We start from the raw sequence: 14,109 nt of genomic DNA on the forward strand, positions 1-14,109 counted from the left end.
CCTGGGAATCTTGCAGGTAGGCAACGTTGGCAGACATGGCGAAGTTCCCGATTGTTATTGGAATGCTTCAGTTTTTAGAGTCATTGCTCTAAATTGTCAAATAACATTGCACAACGTGCCGATTTATCCGGACAAGGATAGTCCGTAAGATGCCGCCATCACGGGTCTAGAAGTTGATTTCCCATGGCACCACGAGTAAAGACCAGCGAGCGCATTGTGCAAACCAGCCTGGAGCTCTTTAACCAGCAGGGCGAACGCAGTGTCAGCACCAACCACATCGCCGCCCATATGGAAATTTCCCCGGGCAACCTGTACTACCACTTCCCCAACAAGCAGGCGATCATCGCCGTGCTGTTTCGTGAGTACGAAGCCCTGGTGGACAGTTTCCTGCGCCCACCCCAAGGCCGCGCCGTCACCATCGAAGACAAGCGTTTTTACCTGCAGGCCGTATTGGCCGGCATGTGGCGCTACCGTTTCCTGCACCGCGACCTCGAACACTTGCTGGAAAACGACCCGGAACTGGCCACCGGCTACCGACGGTTTTCCCAGCGCTGCCTGACCCAGGGCGGTGCCATTTACCAAGGGTTTGTCGACGCCGGCATTCTCAATATGGACCCGGTGCAAACCGAAGCCCTGACCCTCAATGCGTGGATCATCCTCACCTCCTGGGTGCGGTTCCTGTGCACCACCAATGAAAATTCTGCCCACTTGAGCGCCGAAGCGATCAAACGCGGGGTGTATCAGGTGCTGGTGCTGGAAGCCGGGTTTGTCACGCCGCAGGCGAAAGCGGCGGTGGATGCCTTGTTCAAAGAGTTTTACGTGCCGCTGAACCAGGCACTGGAAGAAGTGAAGTAGGACCTTTCCCGAATCTGTTCACAGGAGCCCGTCATGCCGCTTGCCCAACTGATCAGCCCCCAGTCACTGGCCGAGCGCCAACAACGTGGCGGGCTGGTGATACTCGATTGCCGTTTTGCCCTGGAAGACCCGGACTACGGGCTCTGCAGCTATGCCGAAGGGCATATCGAGGGTGCGCAATACGCCGACCTGGAGCGCCATCTGAGCGGCCCGGTGACCAAAGGCGTGACCGGGCGTCATCCCTTGCCGGCGGCGGACACCTTCGCCGCGCAACTGCGCGCCTGGGGCATCAACGCCGGCACGGACATCGTGCTGTATGACGACGGCCCCGGCGCCTATGCCGCCCGCGCCTGGTGGCTGCTGGCCTGGCTGGGCAAGCGTGAGGGTGTGTTTATCCTCGACGGAGGCCTCAAGGCCTGGCACACCGCGGGTTTCCCGCTGAGCCTGGACGCACCGGTGATTGAGCCGGGTACGTTTACCGGGACGCCGGACAATCACCTGCTGCTGGACGCCGAGCACCTGCAAAAACGCCTGGGCCAGCCGGGCCTGACGTTGATCGATGCCCGCGCCCAGGCGCGTTTTCGTGGCGACGTGGAGCCCATCGACCCGATCGCCGGGCATATCCCGGGGGCGCAATGTGCAGCCTTCAGCGAAAACCTGGGCAGCGACGGGCGTTTCCTTCCGGCCGAACAGCTCAAGCAGCGTTTTGCCGCACAGTTGCAGGGCCGTTCGCCGGATGAGCTGGTGGCGTATTGCGGCTCGGGCGTGACGGCCTGCCACAACCTGTTTGCCTTGAGTTTGGCGGGTTATCCGTTGGGCAAGTTGTATGCGGGGTCGTGGAGCGAGTGGATTACCGATCCGGCGCGGGGAGTTGCGACGGGCGACTGAATTTTCGGAGCTGTAAACCCGATCAAAATGTGGGAGCTGGTTTGCCTGCGATGAGGGCGTGTCAGTCACCTGATGATTGGCTGGCACACCGCTATCGCAGGCAAGCCAGCTCCCACATGTTTAACCGTGTTGTGCCAGTAACCACTGGGGAATGCGGCGTTCCAGGTAGTAGCCCGGTTGCTTCAGCGAGCCCTCCACAAACCCCACATGCCCGCCTTTGGCCAGCAGTTCAAACTCGGTGCAATCCGACAGTTCGCTGGCCTCGGGCAGGCTGTGCGCGAACACGAACGGGTCATCCGCCGCCTGGATAATCAGGGTCGGCGTGCGAATTTCACCCAGGTAGTAACGGCTCGACGCGCGGCGGTAATAGTCCTCGGCACTCAGGAACCCGTGCAGCGGCGCGGTGACTCGCCCGTCGAAGTCCCAGAATGTGCGCATCTTTTCCAGTGAACCGAGGTCTTCCAGGGTTTTCAGCCCGTCGGCGCGACCGTCCTGCAGAAAGCGGCTTTGCTTGACGCGGATATACGCGAGCATCTCGCGCATGAAGTGCTTTTGATAAATCCGCGAAAACCCCAGCCCGATACGGTCCGCGCATTGGTCCAGGCGAAACGGCACCGACACCGCAGCCGCGCCTTGCAGCCCTGATGCCGCGCCGGTTTCCCCCAGGTGCTTGAGCAGCACATTGCCCCCCAGCGAATAACCCACCGCGTACAGCGGCGCCAAGGGCCGCTTGGCGCGCAGGTGTGCAATCGCCGCCGCCAGGTCTTCGCTGGCGCCCGAGTGATAGCTGCGCGCCAACAGGTTCGGCTCGCCCGAGCAGCCGCGCCAGTTCAGCGCCGCGCTGGCCCAGCCTTGGGTGGCAAGGACCTTTTGCAAGCCGGCCACGTAAGGCGAATTGGACGAACCTGTCAGCCCATGCAACACCAGCACCAATGGCGCTTGCGCGTCATGGGGGCCATGCCAGTCGAGGTCGAGAAAGTCACCGTCGTCCAGCCACAGGCGTTCACGCTGGCGTTCGATATGGGTGGTAGGGCGCCACAGCGGGCCCCACAGCGTTTGCAGGTGAGGGTTGCCGAGGCCGAAGGCGGGGGTGAATGTTTCAGCGCTGGGGGTCATGACGTTCTCTGTGCCGAGCGCGCCCGCTGTTGGCGGGCGCGCTTATTTCAGATCAGGCAGCGCTTTCGACGAAACGGTGCCACAGCGCGTAATACACCCGGCCGGACTTCTGTTCCCGGTGCAGGCGCCAGGCGCCCGGCAGGCCGAGGGTAGACGGCGCGGTCTCGCTTTCAGTGTAGATCCACGCATCCGGCGCCAGCCATTGGCGCTCTTCCAGCAAGGCACACACGGTCGGCAGCAGGTTCTGGTTGAACGGCGGGTCGAGGAACACCACGTCATATTCGCTGGCGGCCTGGGTTTCCAGGTAGCGCAACGCGTCTGCGGTCTGCACTTGGCCGTTGGTGCAGCGCAGGGTGCCCAAGTGTTCCTTGAGGCTGGAAACCGCTACGTTGCTGGCATCCAGCGCCTGGGCCTGGGCCGCGCCACGGGACAGCGCTTCGAGGAACAGCGCGCCACTGCCGGCAAACGGGTCCAGTACCTTGGCGCCCGCGATGTACGGCGCGAGCCAGTTGAACAGGGTTTCACGCACACGGTCTGGCGTCGGGCGCAGGCCTACGACGTCGGGGAAGCTCAGCTTGCGGCTGCCCCATTCGCCACCAATGATGCGTAGTTGGCCCACACCGTTATGCACGTTGTGGACAGGTTTTTTCGGGCGAGATGAACTGGCCATTAATGCTCCGGAACCCCGAGCGGCTGCTCGGCAGGTTTATCAGTGGGGGGCGGTAGTGGCTTTTGCGCAATCGTCGGGCCGGCGGTCACGATGACCATCTTGTCGGCGCTCAAGTGTTTATTCATGGCAGCCTTGACCTGCTCTACGGTCAGGGCCTGGGATTGTTTCATGAAATCTTCCAGATAGCTCAGCGGCAGGTTGTAGAAACCCATGGCGCCCAGCTGTCCAACGATATCCGCGTTGCTTGCGGTGGACAGCGGGAAGCTGCCCGCCAGCTCGCGCTTGGCGTCATCCAGTTCTTTTTGCGTCGGGCCGGTCTTGAGGTAGTCAGCCAGCACGTCTTCCACCAGGCGCAGGGTGCCGCCGCTCATTTCGGCGCGGGTCTGCAGGTTGATCATGAACGGGCCACGCACCTGCATCGGCGAGAAGCCGGAGTAGACGCCGTAGGTCAAGCCGCGTTTCTCGCGCACTTCGCTCATCAAGCGCGTGCCGAAGCCGCCGCCGCCGAGGATCTGGTTGCCCAGGGACAAGGCTGCGTAGTCCGGGTCGGCGCGGTCGATACCCAGTTGCGCGAACAACAGGTGCGTCTGCTTGGACGGGAACTCGATATGGCTCAAACCGGCTTTCGGTTCGGTGGGTTGGGCGATCTTGGCCAGCGCCGGGCCTTTGGGCAGCGACGCCGACACCTTGGCCGTCATGGCTTCAGCCTCGGCGCGGGTCAGGTCGCCCACCACGGCAATCACGGCATTGCCTGCGGCATACGCCTTGGCGTGAAAGGCCTGCAATTGCGCGAGGGTGATCGCCGGAACACTTTCAGGCGTGCCTTCGCTCGGGTGCGCATAAGGGTGGTCGCCGTACAGGCGCTTGAACAGCTCAAGGCTGGCCAGCTTGGCCGGGTTCTGTTTCTGGTATTCAAAGCCGGCGAGGATCTGGTTCTTGATCCGCGCCAGTGAGTCGGCCGGGAAGGTCGGCTTGCCGATCACATCGTCAAACAGTGCCAGGGCGGCATCGCGCTTGTCGCTGTCACTCAGGCTGCGCAAGGACACCAGCGCCATGTCGCGGTAAGCGCCATTGCCGAAGTCGGCGCCCAGGCCTTCAAAGCCGCTGGCGATCTGGCTGACGTCCTTGCCCGGCACGCCTTCATTGAGCATGGCGTTGGTCAGCAGGGCTACGCCAGGGGTATTGCCGTCCTGGCTGCTGCCGGCGGCGAACAGGATGCGCATGTCGAACATCGGCAGTTCATGGGCTTCGACGAACAGCACCTTGGCGCCTTCGGCGGTGGTCCAGGTTTGCACGTCGAGCGTGCGGTTGGTCGGGTTCTTGCCGTCCAGTTCTGCCAGGGATTGCAGTTTGTTGGCCGATTGCGCCTTGTCCAGCGCCGGGCTGGCGACGGACTCGCTTGGGCGCAGAAAGTACACGGCGCTGGCGGCGATCAGGGTGACGACGATCAGGCCGGGCAGGATCAGGCGGCTGCTTTTACGATCACTCATGAGCGGTCTCCTCAGGCAAAACATGGGCGACGCTCAGACGTTCGCGGGTGAAATAGGTACGTGCAGCCTTCTGGATATCTTCCGGGGTCACGCTTTGCAGATCAGCCAGTTCGGTGTCCATGAGTTTCCAGGACAGGCCGACGGTTTCCAGCGAGCCGATGGCCGTGGCCTGGCTGGTGATGGAGTCGCGCTGGTAGACCACGCCGGCAATCACTTGGGCGCGGATACGCTCCAGTTCTTCGGTGGTCGGCGGTTTGGCTTTCAATTCGTCCAGCAGGCGCCACAGGCCGGCTTCGGCTTGGGCAATGGTCTTTTTCTTCTGCTGGTTCGGGGTGGCCGTCAGGGTGAACAGGCTGTCGCCACGGGTGTAGGCGTCGTAGCTGGTGGAGGCTGCAGAGACCAGTTCTTCACCGCGTTCCAGTTGCTCGGAAATCCGCGCGCTGTAGCCGCCATCCAGCAACGCCGAGAGCAAGCGCAGGGCTTGAACCGAACGTTTGTCTTCGGCGGTGGCCAGGCCAGGGACGTTGAAACCGAGGATCACGCTCGGCAATTGGGTCTGCACGTGCAGGGTCAGCAAGCGCTCGCCGGGCTCGGCCAGTTCCAGCGGGATCTTGGCCGGTGGCACGTCACGCTTGGGAATCGGGCCGAAGTAGCGCTGGGCCAGGTTCTTCACCTCGTCCGGGGTCACGTCGCCAACCACCACCAGCGTGGCGTTGTTCGGCACGTACCAGGACTGGTACCAGTGGCGCAGTTCTTCGACTTTCATGCGCTCAAGGTCGGCCATCCAGCCGATGGTCGGCGTGTGGTAGCCGCTGGCCGGGTAGGCCATGGCCTTGAAGCGCTCGTAGGCCTTGGACATCGGGTTGTCGTCGGTGCGCAGGCGGCGTTCTTCTTTGATGACCTCGATTTCGCGGCTGAACTCGTCGGCCGGCAGGCGCAGGCTGGCCATGCGGTCGGCTTCGAGCTCGAAGGCGACGCCCAAGCGGTCGCGGGCCAGCACTTGGTAGTAGGCGGTGTAGTCATCGCTGGTGAACGCATTTTCTTCGGCGCCCAGGTCGCGCAGGATCAGCGAGGCTTCGCCGGGGCCGACTTTGGCGCTGCCCTTGAACATCATGTGTTCCAGGGCGTGGGACAAACCGGTCTGGCCCGGGGTTTCGTAGCTCGAACCGACCTTGTACCAGACTTGGGAAACCACCACCGGCGCGCGATGATCTTCGCGCACGACCACTTTAAGGCCGTTATCCAGGGTGAATTCATGGGTGGGTTGTGGGTCGGCAGCCAAGGCTGAAAGGGGCAGACAAACTGTGCTGAACAGCAGGCCTGCAGCGCGGCGGGCTAGAGCATTCATTCGTTTTTAAACCTGTTGGGCTGCCCGCTAGGTCTTAGCGTCGGCGGGCGAGGAGGTGCTAGGATACTGATCCGATTTAGGGACGGCCACTGCGGCAGTCATCTTGTCCTGGATCCAGTCGTAGGAATGCTGGAATAGAGCGTGGGTTTCCCCGACGATCTTCCACTTTTCGCCGATTTTATCGCTTCAGTCCTTTATTGAAACGATTCGTTAAGGCCTTTATTTACGCCTTACAAAATGTTGCGCATGAACAAGCGAGCTTTAAAGCAGTCTGTTCTGCATCGAATTTATTTACCGAGGCGCCCTGGCGCATCGCTACTTTGAGATAGCCGTCCTCCATGTTTGGTTCCAACGACGACAAGAAGAGCCCAGCTGCGGCTGGCGAGAAAAAAGGCCTGTTCGGATGGCTGCGCAAAAAGCCGCAGGAAACCGTCGTCGAACAGCCACAGGCTCAACCTGAGCCTATCCCTGAGCCCGTAGTGGAAGCCGAGCCGGTTGCTGAAACGCCGGCGCCGATCGTGTTGCCGATGGCCGAGCCCGTGTTGCAGCCGGTGGCCGAGGTTGAGCCAGAGCCGGAGCCGGAACCAGAGCAAGAGCCAGAGCACAAACCGTGGCTGGAACTGCCGGTGGCCGAAGAGCCTGTGGCGCTGGTTGAGGATGTACAGGCCGAGCACGTCACGCCGCCGATTCCGGTCGTGGTCGAGCCAGACGTTGTGGTCGAAGCACCGCCCGTCATCGAAACCCCTGCGCCGCCGATTGTTGAGCCAACGCCAACGCCTGCCCCTGTCGTCGTGGCTGCGCCTGCCGTTATCGAGCCGCCCGTCGCCGATGAGCCTGTCGTCGAAACCAGCAAGACCGGCTTCTTCGCCCGCCTCAAGCAAGGCCTGAGCAAGACCAGCGCCAGCATTGGCGAAGGCATGGCCAGCCTGTTCCTGGGCAAAAAAGTCATTGATGACGAGCTGCTGGAAGACATCGAAACCCGCCTGCTCACCGCCGACGTGGGCGTCGAAGCCACGGCCGTGATTATTCAGAGCCTGACCCAGAAGGTCGCGCGCAAGCAGCTGACCGACGCGGACGCGCTGTACAAATCCCTGCAGGCCGAACTCGCCGCGATGCTCAAACCCGTGGAAGCGCCGCTGGTGATCACCCCGAACAAGCCGTTCGTGATCCTGGTAGTGGGTGTCAACGGTGCCGGCAAGACCACCACCATCGGCAAACTGGCCAAGAAGCTGCAGCTGGAAGGCAAGAAAGTCATGCTGGCCGCCGGTGATACCTTCCGTGCCGCCGCCGTGGAGCAGCTGCAAGTCTGGGGCGAGCGCAACAAGATCCCGGTGATCGCCCAACACACGGGCGCCGATTCTGCCTCAGTGATCTTTGATGCCGTGCAAGCCGCCAAGGCGCGCAATATCGACGTGCTGATCGCCGACACCGCCGGTCGCCTGCACACCAAAGACAATTTGATGGAAGAGCTGAAGAAAGTCCGCCGCGTGATCAGCAAGCTCGACGCCGAGGCGCCGCACGAAGTGTTGCTGGTGCTCGACGCCGGTACTGGTCAGAACGCCATCAGCCAGGCCAAACAATTCAACCAGACGGTGCAGCTGACCGGCCTGGCATTGACTAAGCTCGACGGCACGGCCAAGGGCGGCGTGATCTTTGCCCTGGCCAAACAGTTCGGGTTGCCGATTCGTTACATCGGCGTCGGTGAAGGCATCGACGACCTGCGTACGTTTGAAGCCGAACCCTTTGTACAGGCACTGTTTGCCGAGCGGGAGCGTTCATGATTCGATTCGAACAGGTCGGTAAACGCTATGCCAACGGGCATGTGGGCTTGCATGAGCTGAGCTTTCGCGTACGGCGGGGCGAGTTTTTGTTCGTGACCGGGCACTCCGGCGCCGGCAAAAGCACGCTGCTGCGCCTGCTGCTGGCGATGGAACGCCCGACCACCGGCAAGCTGCTGCTGGCCGGCCAGGACCTGGCGACCATCAGCAATGCGCAGATTCCGTTTCTGCGTCGCCAGATCGGCGTGGTGTTCCAGAACCACCAGCTGCTGTTTGATCGCACCGTGTTCAATAACATTGCCTTGCCGCTGCAGATTCTTGGGCTGTCCAAGGCTGAAATCGTCAAGCGTGTGGATTCGGCCCTGGAGCGCGTGGCGCTGTCGGACAAGACCGATCTTTACCCAGGCGACCTGTCCACCGGCCAGCAACAGCGCGTCGGTATTGCCCGCGCCATCGTGCACCGCCCGGCGTTGCTGCTGGCGGACGAACCTACCGGTAACCTCGACCCGCGCCTGGCGGCCGAGATCATGGGTGTGTTTGAAGACATCAACCGTCTGGGCACCAGCGTGTTGATCGCCAGCCACGACCTGGCGCTGATCGCGCGTATGCGCCATCGCATGCTGACCTTGCAACGCGGCCGCCTGATCGGCGACGGGGAGGCCGGCGTATGAGTGCAACCCGCAGCCCTAAAGTTTCGGAGCGCGTGGCGCCAAAAGCGGCCGATCCGCAACCGCAGAAGAAAAAACGCGACGAAGACGACGGTCCGGACTTCAGCACCCTGCTGCGCGCCTGGATCGAAAGCCACCGCGCCAGCCTGCTCGACAGCCTGCGCCGCCTGGGCAAGCAGCCGATTGGCAGCTTTTTCACCTGCCTGGTAATGGCCGTGGCCTTGAGCCTGCCGATGGGGTTGTCGCTGCTGCTTAATAATGTGGAGCGCCTGGGCGGCTCCTGGCAGCGTGCGGCGCAGATTTCCCTCTACCTGAATATCGACGCCAGCGCCAAAGACGGCGAGTCCTTGCGTGATGACATCAAGAACTTGCCGGGTGTGGCGGAGGCTGAGTACATCAGCCGCGACCAGGCCCTGGAAGAGTTCCAGCAGCAGTCCGGCCTGGGCGAGGCGCTGAAAGAGCTGCCGCAAAACCCGCTGCCGGGCGTGGTGTTGGTGACGCCGAATGAAGTCGACAAGCCAGCCCTTGAAGCCCTGCGACAAAAACTCGCAGAGATGCCCAAGGTGCAACAGGCACAACTTGATCTAGTCTGGGTAGAGCGCCTGGCGGCGATCCTCAAGCTCGGCGACCGCTTTGTGTTTGGCCTGACGGTGCTGTTGGTGTCTGCATTACTTTTGGTGATAGGTAATACCATTCGTCTTCATATCGAAAACCGTCGCACCGAGATAGAAGTGATTAAACTGGTCGGCGGCACGGACAGCTATGTGCGTCGTCCTTTTCTGTACATGGGCGCGCTGTATGGCTTGGGCGCCGGGGTTTTGTCCTGGGGCGTGCTGGCATTTGGCCTGGACTGGCTGAACGACGCGGTTATCGGGCTTGCCGGCTTGTACGGCAGTGATTTTGCGCTGGCCGGGGTGCCGGTAGCCGATGGTCTGAGTCTCTTGCTTGGCGCGGTCCTGTTGGGGTATATCGGTGCTTGGATTGCGGTAGCACGCCATTTACGAGAGCTGGCACCGAAGTAGTTTGAAGGCGTTAATGCCTGATTAATGTGGTTTCGTTTGTATTGACCGTATTGGTGGTTTAGGGAACTTGTCCTACGGTTCCCGGTCAATTTTCGCAGTGCTGAACTGCACGAGTTATGTGAGTCGGAGGTTTTTTCGTATGACCACTTCTTTGCAACCTGTCTATGCCTTGGCTCCTGGTGCGAACCTGGAAGCTTATGTGCACACGGTCAACAGCATTCCATTGCTGACGCCGGAGCAGGAGCGTGAACTGGCCGAGAGTCTCTACTATGAGCAGGATTTGGGGGCGGCTCGGCAGATGGTGCTCGCCCACCTGCGTTTTGTCGTACATATCGCCCGTAGCTATAGCGGCTATGGCCTGGCCCAGGCTGACCTGATCCAGGAAGGCAACGTCGGCCTGATGAAGGCTGTAAAGCGCTTCAACCCTGAGATGGGCGTGCGCCTGGTGTCGTTTGCCGTGCACTGGATCAAGGCGGAAATCCACGAATTCATCCTGCGCAACTGGCGCATCGTGAAAGTGGCCACCACCAAGGCCCAGCGCAAGCTGTTCTTCAACCTGCGCAGCCAGAAAAAACGCCTGGCGTGGCTGAACAACGAGGAAGTCCACCGCGTGGCCGAAAGCCTCGGCGTGGAGCCGCGTGAAGTGCGCGAGATGGAAAGCCGCCTGACGGGCCATGACATGGCCTTCGACCCGGCCGCCGAAGCGGACGACGACAGCGCCTTTCAATCGCCGGCCAACTACCTGGAAGACCACCGGTACGACCCGGCGCGTCAACTGGAGGATGCGGACTGGAGTGACAACTCCAACCACAACCTGCACGAAGCGCTGGAAGTGCTGGACGACCGCAGCCGCGACATCCTCTACCAGCGCTGGCTGGCGGAAGAAAAAGCCACGCTGCACGACCTGGCGCAGAAGTACAACGTGTCGGCCGAGCGGATTCGTCAGCTTGAGAAAAGCGCGATGAACAAGCTGAAGTTGTCGATCGCCGCCTAAAGCGCTGCGATAAAACCAAAAATGCCCCGATCGAGAGATCGGGGCATTTTTGTTTGCAGTCGAAAATATCAAACTCAACTCGGTCTACTGTGGGAGCTGGCTTGCCTGCGATGAGGCAGTATCAGCCAGCACATGTGTCGATTGACCCACCGCTATCGCAGGCAAGCCAGCTCCCACATTGGTATTGCAGTGTGTCAGTCAGCCCATGGCGCCTTGCGCGAGTTATTCAGCTCAACCAGATAACCATCCCCGCCCAACTGACTCATCTGCTGGCGAATCCACGCCGCGCGCCGTGCCACATACGCGGTTGGATGGCTGGCACTCCACACCCGTGGGTTAGGCAGCACTGCCGCCAGGTAACTGGCCTGTTGCCGGGAAAGCGCCTTGGCACTCACCCCAAAATGATGTCGCGCTGCTGCCTCGGCGCCAAACACGCCTTCATCCCATTCCACGCTGTTGAGGTACACCTCAAGAATTCGCTGCTTGGGCCACAACACTTCGGTCAGCCCGGTAAACCACGCCTCCAGGCCCTTGCGCAAATAGCTGCGGCCGGTCCACAGGAACAGGTTTTTCGACACTTGCTGGCTCAACGTACTCGCGCCGCGAATCGAACCGCCGCGCTCGTTGTGCAGGATCGCTGCCTGTATCGCACCAAAATCAAAGCCCCAGTGCTGTGGGAAACGCTGGTCTTCGCCGGCCATCACGGCCACTTTGAGGTCGTCGGAGATCTCATCCCACGCCACCCAAGTGCGCTGCACATCGATAGGTTCGCCGTCGACCCAGGATTCGATCTTGCGCTCCACCATCAATGCCGTGAACGGCGGCGGCACGACACGCAACAGCAGCACCAGCAGCACGCTGCCGATGGCAAACCATTTCACGACTTTGAGAAAGCGTTTGAAGAGGAGACGCAGCATAGAGATGGCTTGGCCGAACCCGTTGAGCGGGCCATTATACAGACACCGCCCTTTGAGTCTGACTGGAGTTCCTCATGCTGCGTAGCTTTCTGATGCTGGCTGCCTTTTTCGGCTTCACCGGTGTCGCCCTCGGCGCTTTCGCCGCCCATGGCCTGAAAAACCGCCTGAGTGCCGACTACCTGGCGATCTTTCACACCGGCGTCACCTATCAATTGGTGCATGCCCTGGCGTTGTTCGGCGTGGCGTTGCTGGCGGCGCATATTCCTGGCCGACTGGTCAGCTGGGCAGGCATCTCGTTTGCCGTCGGCATCCTGCTGTTCTCTGGCAGCTTGTACGTGCTGACGCTGACCGGTATCAGCAAGCTCGGCATCATCACCCCGTTTGGCGGGCTGGCGTTCCTGCTTGGCTGGTTTTTCCTCGGCTTGGCAGCGTGGCGCTTGCAGGCCATCTGACCGAGGGGCTTGGGCCGGCAACGCCAATCGGGCTAGAATGCTGGCCCCTAAAAACGATGGCGGCCCGCGGCATGCGCATTCAGTTGAACGGCGAATCCCTTGAACTGCCCGACGGTGAAACCGTTGCGGCCCTGCTGACCCGTCTGGACTTGACCGGGCGTCGCGTTGCAGTGGAACTCAACCTGGATATCGTCCCGCGTAGTCAGCACGCCGAGACCGCGCTCACCGAAGGTGACCAGGTCGAAGTGGTGCACGCCATCGGCGGCGGCTAGTCGCCCGGCGCTCAACCGCGCCACCCCGAATTCTGCAGAACCTCACCCCATTTCGAGGATTTCCCATGAGCATCGTCCGTAGCGACAAGCCCTTCGTCCTGGCCGGTCGTACCTACCAGTCCCGCCTGCTGGTCGGCACCGGCAAGTACCGCGACATGGAAGAAACCCGCCTGGCCATCGAAGCCTCGGGTGCCGAGATCGTTACCTTCGCCGTGCGCCGCACCAACCTGGGCCAGATCGAAGGCGAGCCGAACCTGCTCGACGTGCTGTCGCCGGAGCGCTACACCTTCTTGCCGAACACCGCCGGTTGTTACGACGCCATCGAAGCCGTGCGCACCTGCCGCCTGGCCCGTGAGCTGCTCGACGGCCATAACCTGGTGAAGCTGGAAGTACTGGCCGACCAGAAGACCCTGTTCCCCAACGTGATCGAAACCCTGAAGGCCGCCGAAACGCTGGTCAAGGAAGGCTTCGACGTGATGGTCTACACCAGTGATGACCCGATTATTGCCCGCCAATTGGCGGAAATCGGCTGCATCGCGGTGATGCCGCTGGCGGGCCTGATCGGGTCCGGCCTGGGCATCTGCAACCCGTACAACCTGCAGATCATCCTCGAAGAAGCGAAGATTCCAGTGCTGGTGGACGCGGGCGTGGGCACTGCCTCCGACGCCACCATCGCCATGGAACTGGGCTGCGACGCGGTGCTGATGAACTCGGCCATCGCCCATGCCCAGCAACCGATCATGATGGCTGAAGCCATGAACCACGCCATCGTCGCGGGCCGCCTGGCCTACCTCGCCGGGCGTATGCCGAAAAAACTGTATGCCAGCGCCTCCTCGCCGCTGGATGGTCTGATCAAGTAAGAGCCATTGATGACTGAATCAAACGAAACGCCGAACACCGTAGAAGAAGGCGACGAGTCCAAGCACCGCCGCATCAAGAGTTTTGTGATGCGTGCCGGTCGCATGACCGAAGGCCAGCAAAAAGGCCTGGAGCAAGGCACGCCGCTGTTCGTATTGCCGCTGGCCGACGCGCCGGTGGACTACGACCAAGTGTTTGGCCGTTCGGCGCCGCGTTCCCTGGAAATCGGTTTCGGCATGGGCCATTCCCTGTTGGAAATGGCCGAGGCCTCGCCGGAGCAGGACTTTATCGGTGTGGAAGTGCACCGCCCGGGTGTTGGCGCGCTGCTCAACGGCGTGCTCACTCAAGGCCTGACCAACCTGCGGGTCTACGACTGCGATGCGATTGAAGTGCTCAACCGCTGCATCGCCGACAACAGCCTCGACCGCCTGATGCTGTTTTTCCCGGACCCATGGCACAAGTCCCGCCACCACAAGCGCCGCATCGTTCAGGCTTCATTCGCCGAACTGGTGCGCAGCAAGCTGAAAGTGGGCGGCATCCTGCACATGGCCACCGACTGGGAACCGTACGCGGAATACATGCTGGAAGTGATGGATGTCGCGCCGGGCTATCGCAACCTGGCCGAAGACGGCAAATGCGTGCCACGCCCGGCCGAGCGTCCGATCACCAAGTTTGAACGCCGCGGCGAGCGGTTGGGGCATGGGGTTTGGGATTTGAAGTTCGAGAAGGTCGACTGATAAGCCCTGGCTTGGAACGCGGTCAAAAATGTGCGAGCTGCTTG

At 61.5% G+C, this 14,109-nt stretch carries 15 protein-coding genes; 10 read left to right on the plus strand and 5 right to left on the minus strand.

The features are described 5' to 3' along the window. The first annotated feature begins 183 nt into the window (after nucleotides 1–183). The gene (locus WBB95_RS17400; RefSeq protein ID WP_424488716.1) at nucleotides 184–855 is read left to right on the plus strand and encodes a TetR/AcrR family transcriptional regulator; all 672 of its coding nucleotides are present in this window, start codon (nucleotides 184–186) and stop codon (nucleotides 853–855) included. A 33-nt stretch (nucleotides 856–888) separates the two neighbouring features. Then, a complete protein-coding gene (locus WBB95_RS17405; RefSeq protein WP_424488717.1) occupies nucleotides 889–1,743 on the plus strand; it encodes a sulfurtransferase in 855 nt (284 codons plus the stop codon). A 120-nt stretch (nucleotides 1,744–1,863) separates the two neighbouring features. Here WBB95_RS17405 and WBB95_RS17410 read toward each other — a convergent pair whose 3' ends face one another. Genes WBB95_RS17410 through WBB95_RS17425 form a run of 4 tightly spaced genes read right to left on the minus strand, consistent with a single transcriptional unit; the run spans nucleotide 1,864 to nucleotide 6,367 of the window. Then, on the minus strand, nucleotides 1,864–2,859 hold the full coding sequence (locus WBB95_RS17410) for a hydrolase (RefSeq protein ID WP_424488718.1): 996 nt from the start codon (nucleotides 2,857–2,859) through the stop codon (nucleotides 1,864–1,866). A gap of 52 nt (nucleotides 2,860–2,911) precedes the next feature. Next, complete coding sequence (rsmD, locus tag WBB95_RS17415; protein WP_424488719.1) at nucleotides 2,912–3,529, minus strand: 16S rRNA (guanine(966)-N(2))-methyltransferase RsmD; 618 nt, start codon at nucleotides 3,527–3,529, stop codon at nucleotides 2,912–2,914. Further along, nucleotides 3,529–5,019 (minus strand): M16 family metallopeptidase, encoded by a 1,491-nt coding sequence (locus WBB95_RS17420; protein ID WP_424488720.1) that lies wholly within the window; start codon nucleotides 5,017–5,019, stop codon nucleotides 3,529–3,531. Before WBB95_RS17420 ends, rsmD begins: the two co-directional genes overlap by 1 nt. Continuing rightward, a complete protein-coding gene (locus WBB95_RS17425) occupies nucleotides 5,012–6,367 on the minus strand; it encodes a M16 family metallopeptidase (RefSeq protein WP_094949172.1) in 1,356 nt (451 codons plus the stop codon). Before WBB95_RS17425 ends, WBB95_RS17420 begins: the two co-directional genes overlap by 8 nt. Nucleotides 6,368–6,705: 338 nt before the next feature. Between WBB95_RS17425 and ftsY the strand changes: the two genes are divergently transcribed. The 4 genes from ftsY to rpoH all read left to right on the plus strand — a co-directional run bounded on the left by ftsY (nucleotide 6,706) and on the right by rpoH (nucleotide 10,829). Further along, nucleotides 6,706–8,148: a signal recognition particle-docking protein FtsY gene (ftsY, locus tag WBB95_RS17430; protein WP_424488721.1), complete on the plus strand. Its 1,443-nt coding sequence runs from the start codon at nucleotides 6,706–6,708 to the stop codon at nucleotides 8,146–8,148. Beyond that, nucleotides 8,145–8,816 (plus strand): cell division ATP-binding protein FtsE, encoded by a 672-nt coding sequence (gene ftsE, locus WBB95_RS17435; RefSeq protein WP_003213784.1) that lies wholly within the window; start codon nucleotides 8,145–8,147, stop codon nucleotides 8,814–8,816. Before ftsY ends, ftsE begins: the two co-directional genes overlap by 4 nt. Then, nucleotides 8,813–9,835 (plus strand): permease-like cell division protein FtsX, encoded by a 1,023-nt coding sequence (ftsX, locus tag WBB95_RS17440; protein WP_424488722.1) that lies wholly within the window; start codon nucleotides 8,813–8,815, stop codon nucleotides 9,833–9,835. The genes ftsE and ftsX overlap by 4 nt, the downstream gene beginning before the upstream one ends. A gap of 139 nt (nucleotides 9,836–9,974) precedes the next feature. Next, entirely contained in the window at nucleotides 9,975–10,829 is an 855-nt protein-coding gene (gene rpoH, locus WBB95_RS17445; protein ID WP_169376087.1) for an RNA polymerase sigma factor RpoH, read from the plus strand. A 194-nt stretch (nucleotides 10,830–11,023) separates the two neighbouring features. On the opposite strand, the gene mtgA is transcribed toward rpoH, so the two are convergent. Further along, on the minus strand, nucleotides 11,024–11,746 hold the full coding sequence (gene mtgA / locus WBB95_RS17450; RefSeq protein WP_424488723.1) for a monofunctional biosynthetic peptidoglycan transglycosylase: 723 nt from the start codon (nucleotides 11,744–11,746) through the stop codon (nucleotides 11,024–11,026). A gap of 74 nt (nucleotides 11,747–11,820) precedes the next feature. Here mtgA and WBB95_RS17455 point away from each other — a divergent pair, with 74 nt between their 5' ends. The 4 genes from WBB95_RS17455 (at nucleotide 11,821) to trmB (ending at nucleotide 14,065) form a co-directional block, all read left to right on the plus strand. Further along, nucleotides 11,821–12,198, plus strand: coding sequence for a DUF423 domain-containing protein (locus tag WBB95_RS17455; RefSeq protein ID WP_424488724.1), 378 nt, complete (start codon nucleotides 11,821–11,823; stop codon nucleotides 12,196–12,198). Between the two features lie 71 nt (nucleotides 12,199–12,269). After that, entirely contained in the window at nucleotides 12,270–12,470 is a 201-nt protein-coding gene (gene thiS / locus WBB95_RS17460; RefSeq protein WP_176438750.1) for a sulfur carrier protein ThiS, read from the plus strand. Between the two features lie 65 nt (nucleotides 12,471–12,535). Next, nucleotides 12,536–13,330, plus strand: a complete 795-nt coding sequence (locus WBB95_RS17465; protein WP_424488725.1) for a thiazole synthase — start codon at nucleotides 12,536–12,538, stop codon at nucleotides 13,328–13,330. A 9-nt stretch (nucleotides 13,331–13,339) separates the two neighbouring features. Then, entirely contained in the window at nucleotides 13,340–14,065 is a 726-nt protein-coding gene (trmB, locus tag WBB95_RS17470; RefSeq protein ID WP_424488726.1) for a tRNA (guanosine(46)-N7)-methyltransferase TrmB, read from the plus strand. Nucleotides 14,066–14,109: the final 44 nt, after the last annotated feature.

It is taken from the genome of Pseudomonas sp. (assembly GCF_049645325.1).
In the GTDB taxonomy this organism is placed as follows: Bacteria; Pseudomonadota; Gammaproteobacteria; order Pseudomonadales; family Pseudomonadaceae; genus Aquipseudomonas.

Excerpts from the sequence above, each read along its gene's own strand:
- WBB95_RS17410 (WP_424488718.1), bottom strand. The coding sequence starts at position 2,859 with ATGACCCCCAGCGCTGAAACATTCACCCCCGCCTTCGGCCTCGGCAAC.
- mtgA (WP_424488723.1), bottom strand. The coding sequence starts at position 11,746 with ATGCTGCGTCTCCTCTTCAAACGCTTTCTCAAAGTCGTGAAATGGTTT.
- rsmD (WP_424488719.1), bottom strand. The coding sequence starts at position 3,529 with ATGGCCAGTTCATCTCGCCCGAAAAAACCTGTCCACAACGTGCATAAC.
- ftsX (WP_424488722.1), top strand. The coding sequence starts at position 8,813 with ATGAGTGCAACCCGCAGCCCTAAAGTTTCGGAGCGCGTGGCGCCAAAA.
- WBB95_RS17420 (WP_424488720.1), bottom strand. The coding sequence starts at position 5,019 with ATGAGTGATCGTAAAAGCAGCCGCCTGATCCTGCCCGGCCTGATCGTC.
- ftsE (WP_003213784.1), top strand. The coding sequence starts at position 8,145 with ATGATTCGATTCGAACAGGTCGGTAAACGCTATGCCAACGGGCATGTG.
- WBB95_RS17405 (WP_424488717.1), top strand. The coding sequence starts at position 889 with ATGCCGCTTGCCCAACTGATCAGCCCCCAGTCACTGGCCGAGCGCCAA.
- trmB (WP_424488726.1), top strand. The coding sequence starts at position 13,340 with ATGACTGAATCAAACGAAACGCCGAACACCGTAGAAGAAGGCGACGAG.
- WBB95_RS17425 (WP_094949172.1), bottom strand. The coding sequence starts at position 6,367 with ATGAATGCTCTAGCCCGCCGCGCTGCAGGCCTGCTGTTCAGCACAGTT.
- WBB95_RS17465 (WP_424488725.1), top strand. The coding sequence starts at position 12,536 with ATGAGCATCGTCCGTAGCGACAAGCCCTTCGTCCTGGCCGGTCGTACC.
- thiS (WP_176438750.1), top strand. The coding sequence starts at position 12,270 with ATGCGCATTCAGTTGAACGGCGAATCCCTTGAACTGCCCGACGGTGAA.
- WBB95_RS17455 (WP_424488724.1), top strand. The coding sequence starts at position 11,821 with ATGCTGCGTAGCTTTCTGATGCTGGCTGCCTTTTTCGGCTTCACCGGT.
- WBB95_RS17400 (WP_424488716.1), top strand. The coding sequence starts at position 184 with ATGGCACCACGAGTAAAGACCAGCGAGCGCATTGTGCAAACCAGCCTG.
- rpoH (WP_169376087.1), top strand. The coding sequence starts at position 9,975 with ATGACCACTTCTTTGCAACCTGTCTATGCCTTGGCTCCTGGTGCGAAC.
- ftsY (WP_424488721.1), top strand. The coding sequence starts at position 6,706 with ATGTTTGGTTCCAACGACGACAAGAAGAGCCCAGCTGCGGCTGGCGAG.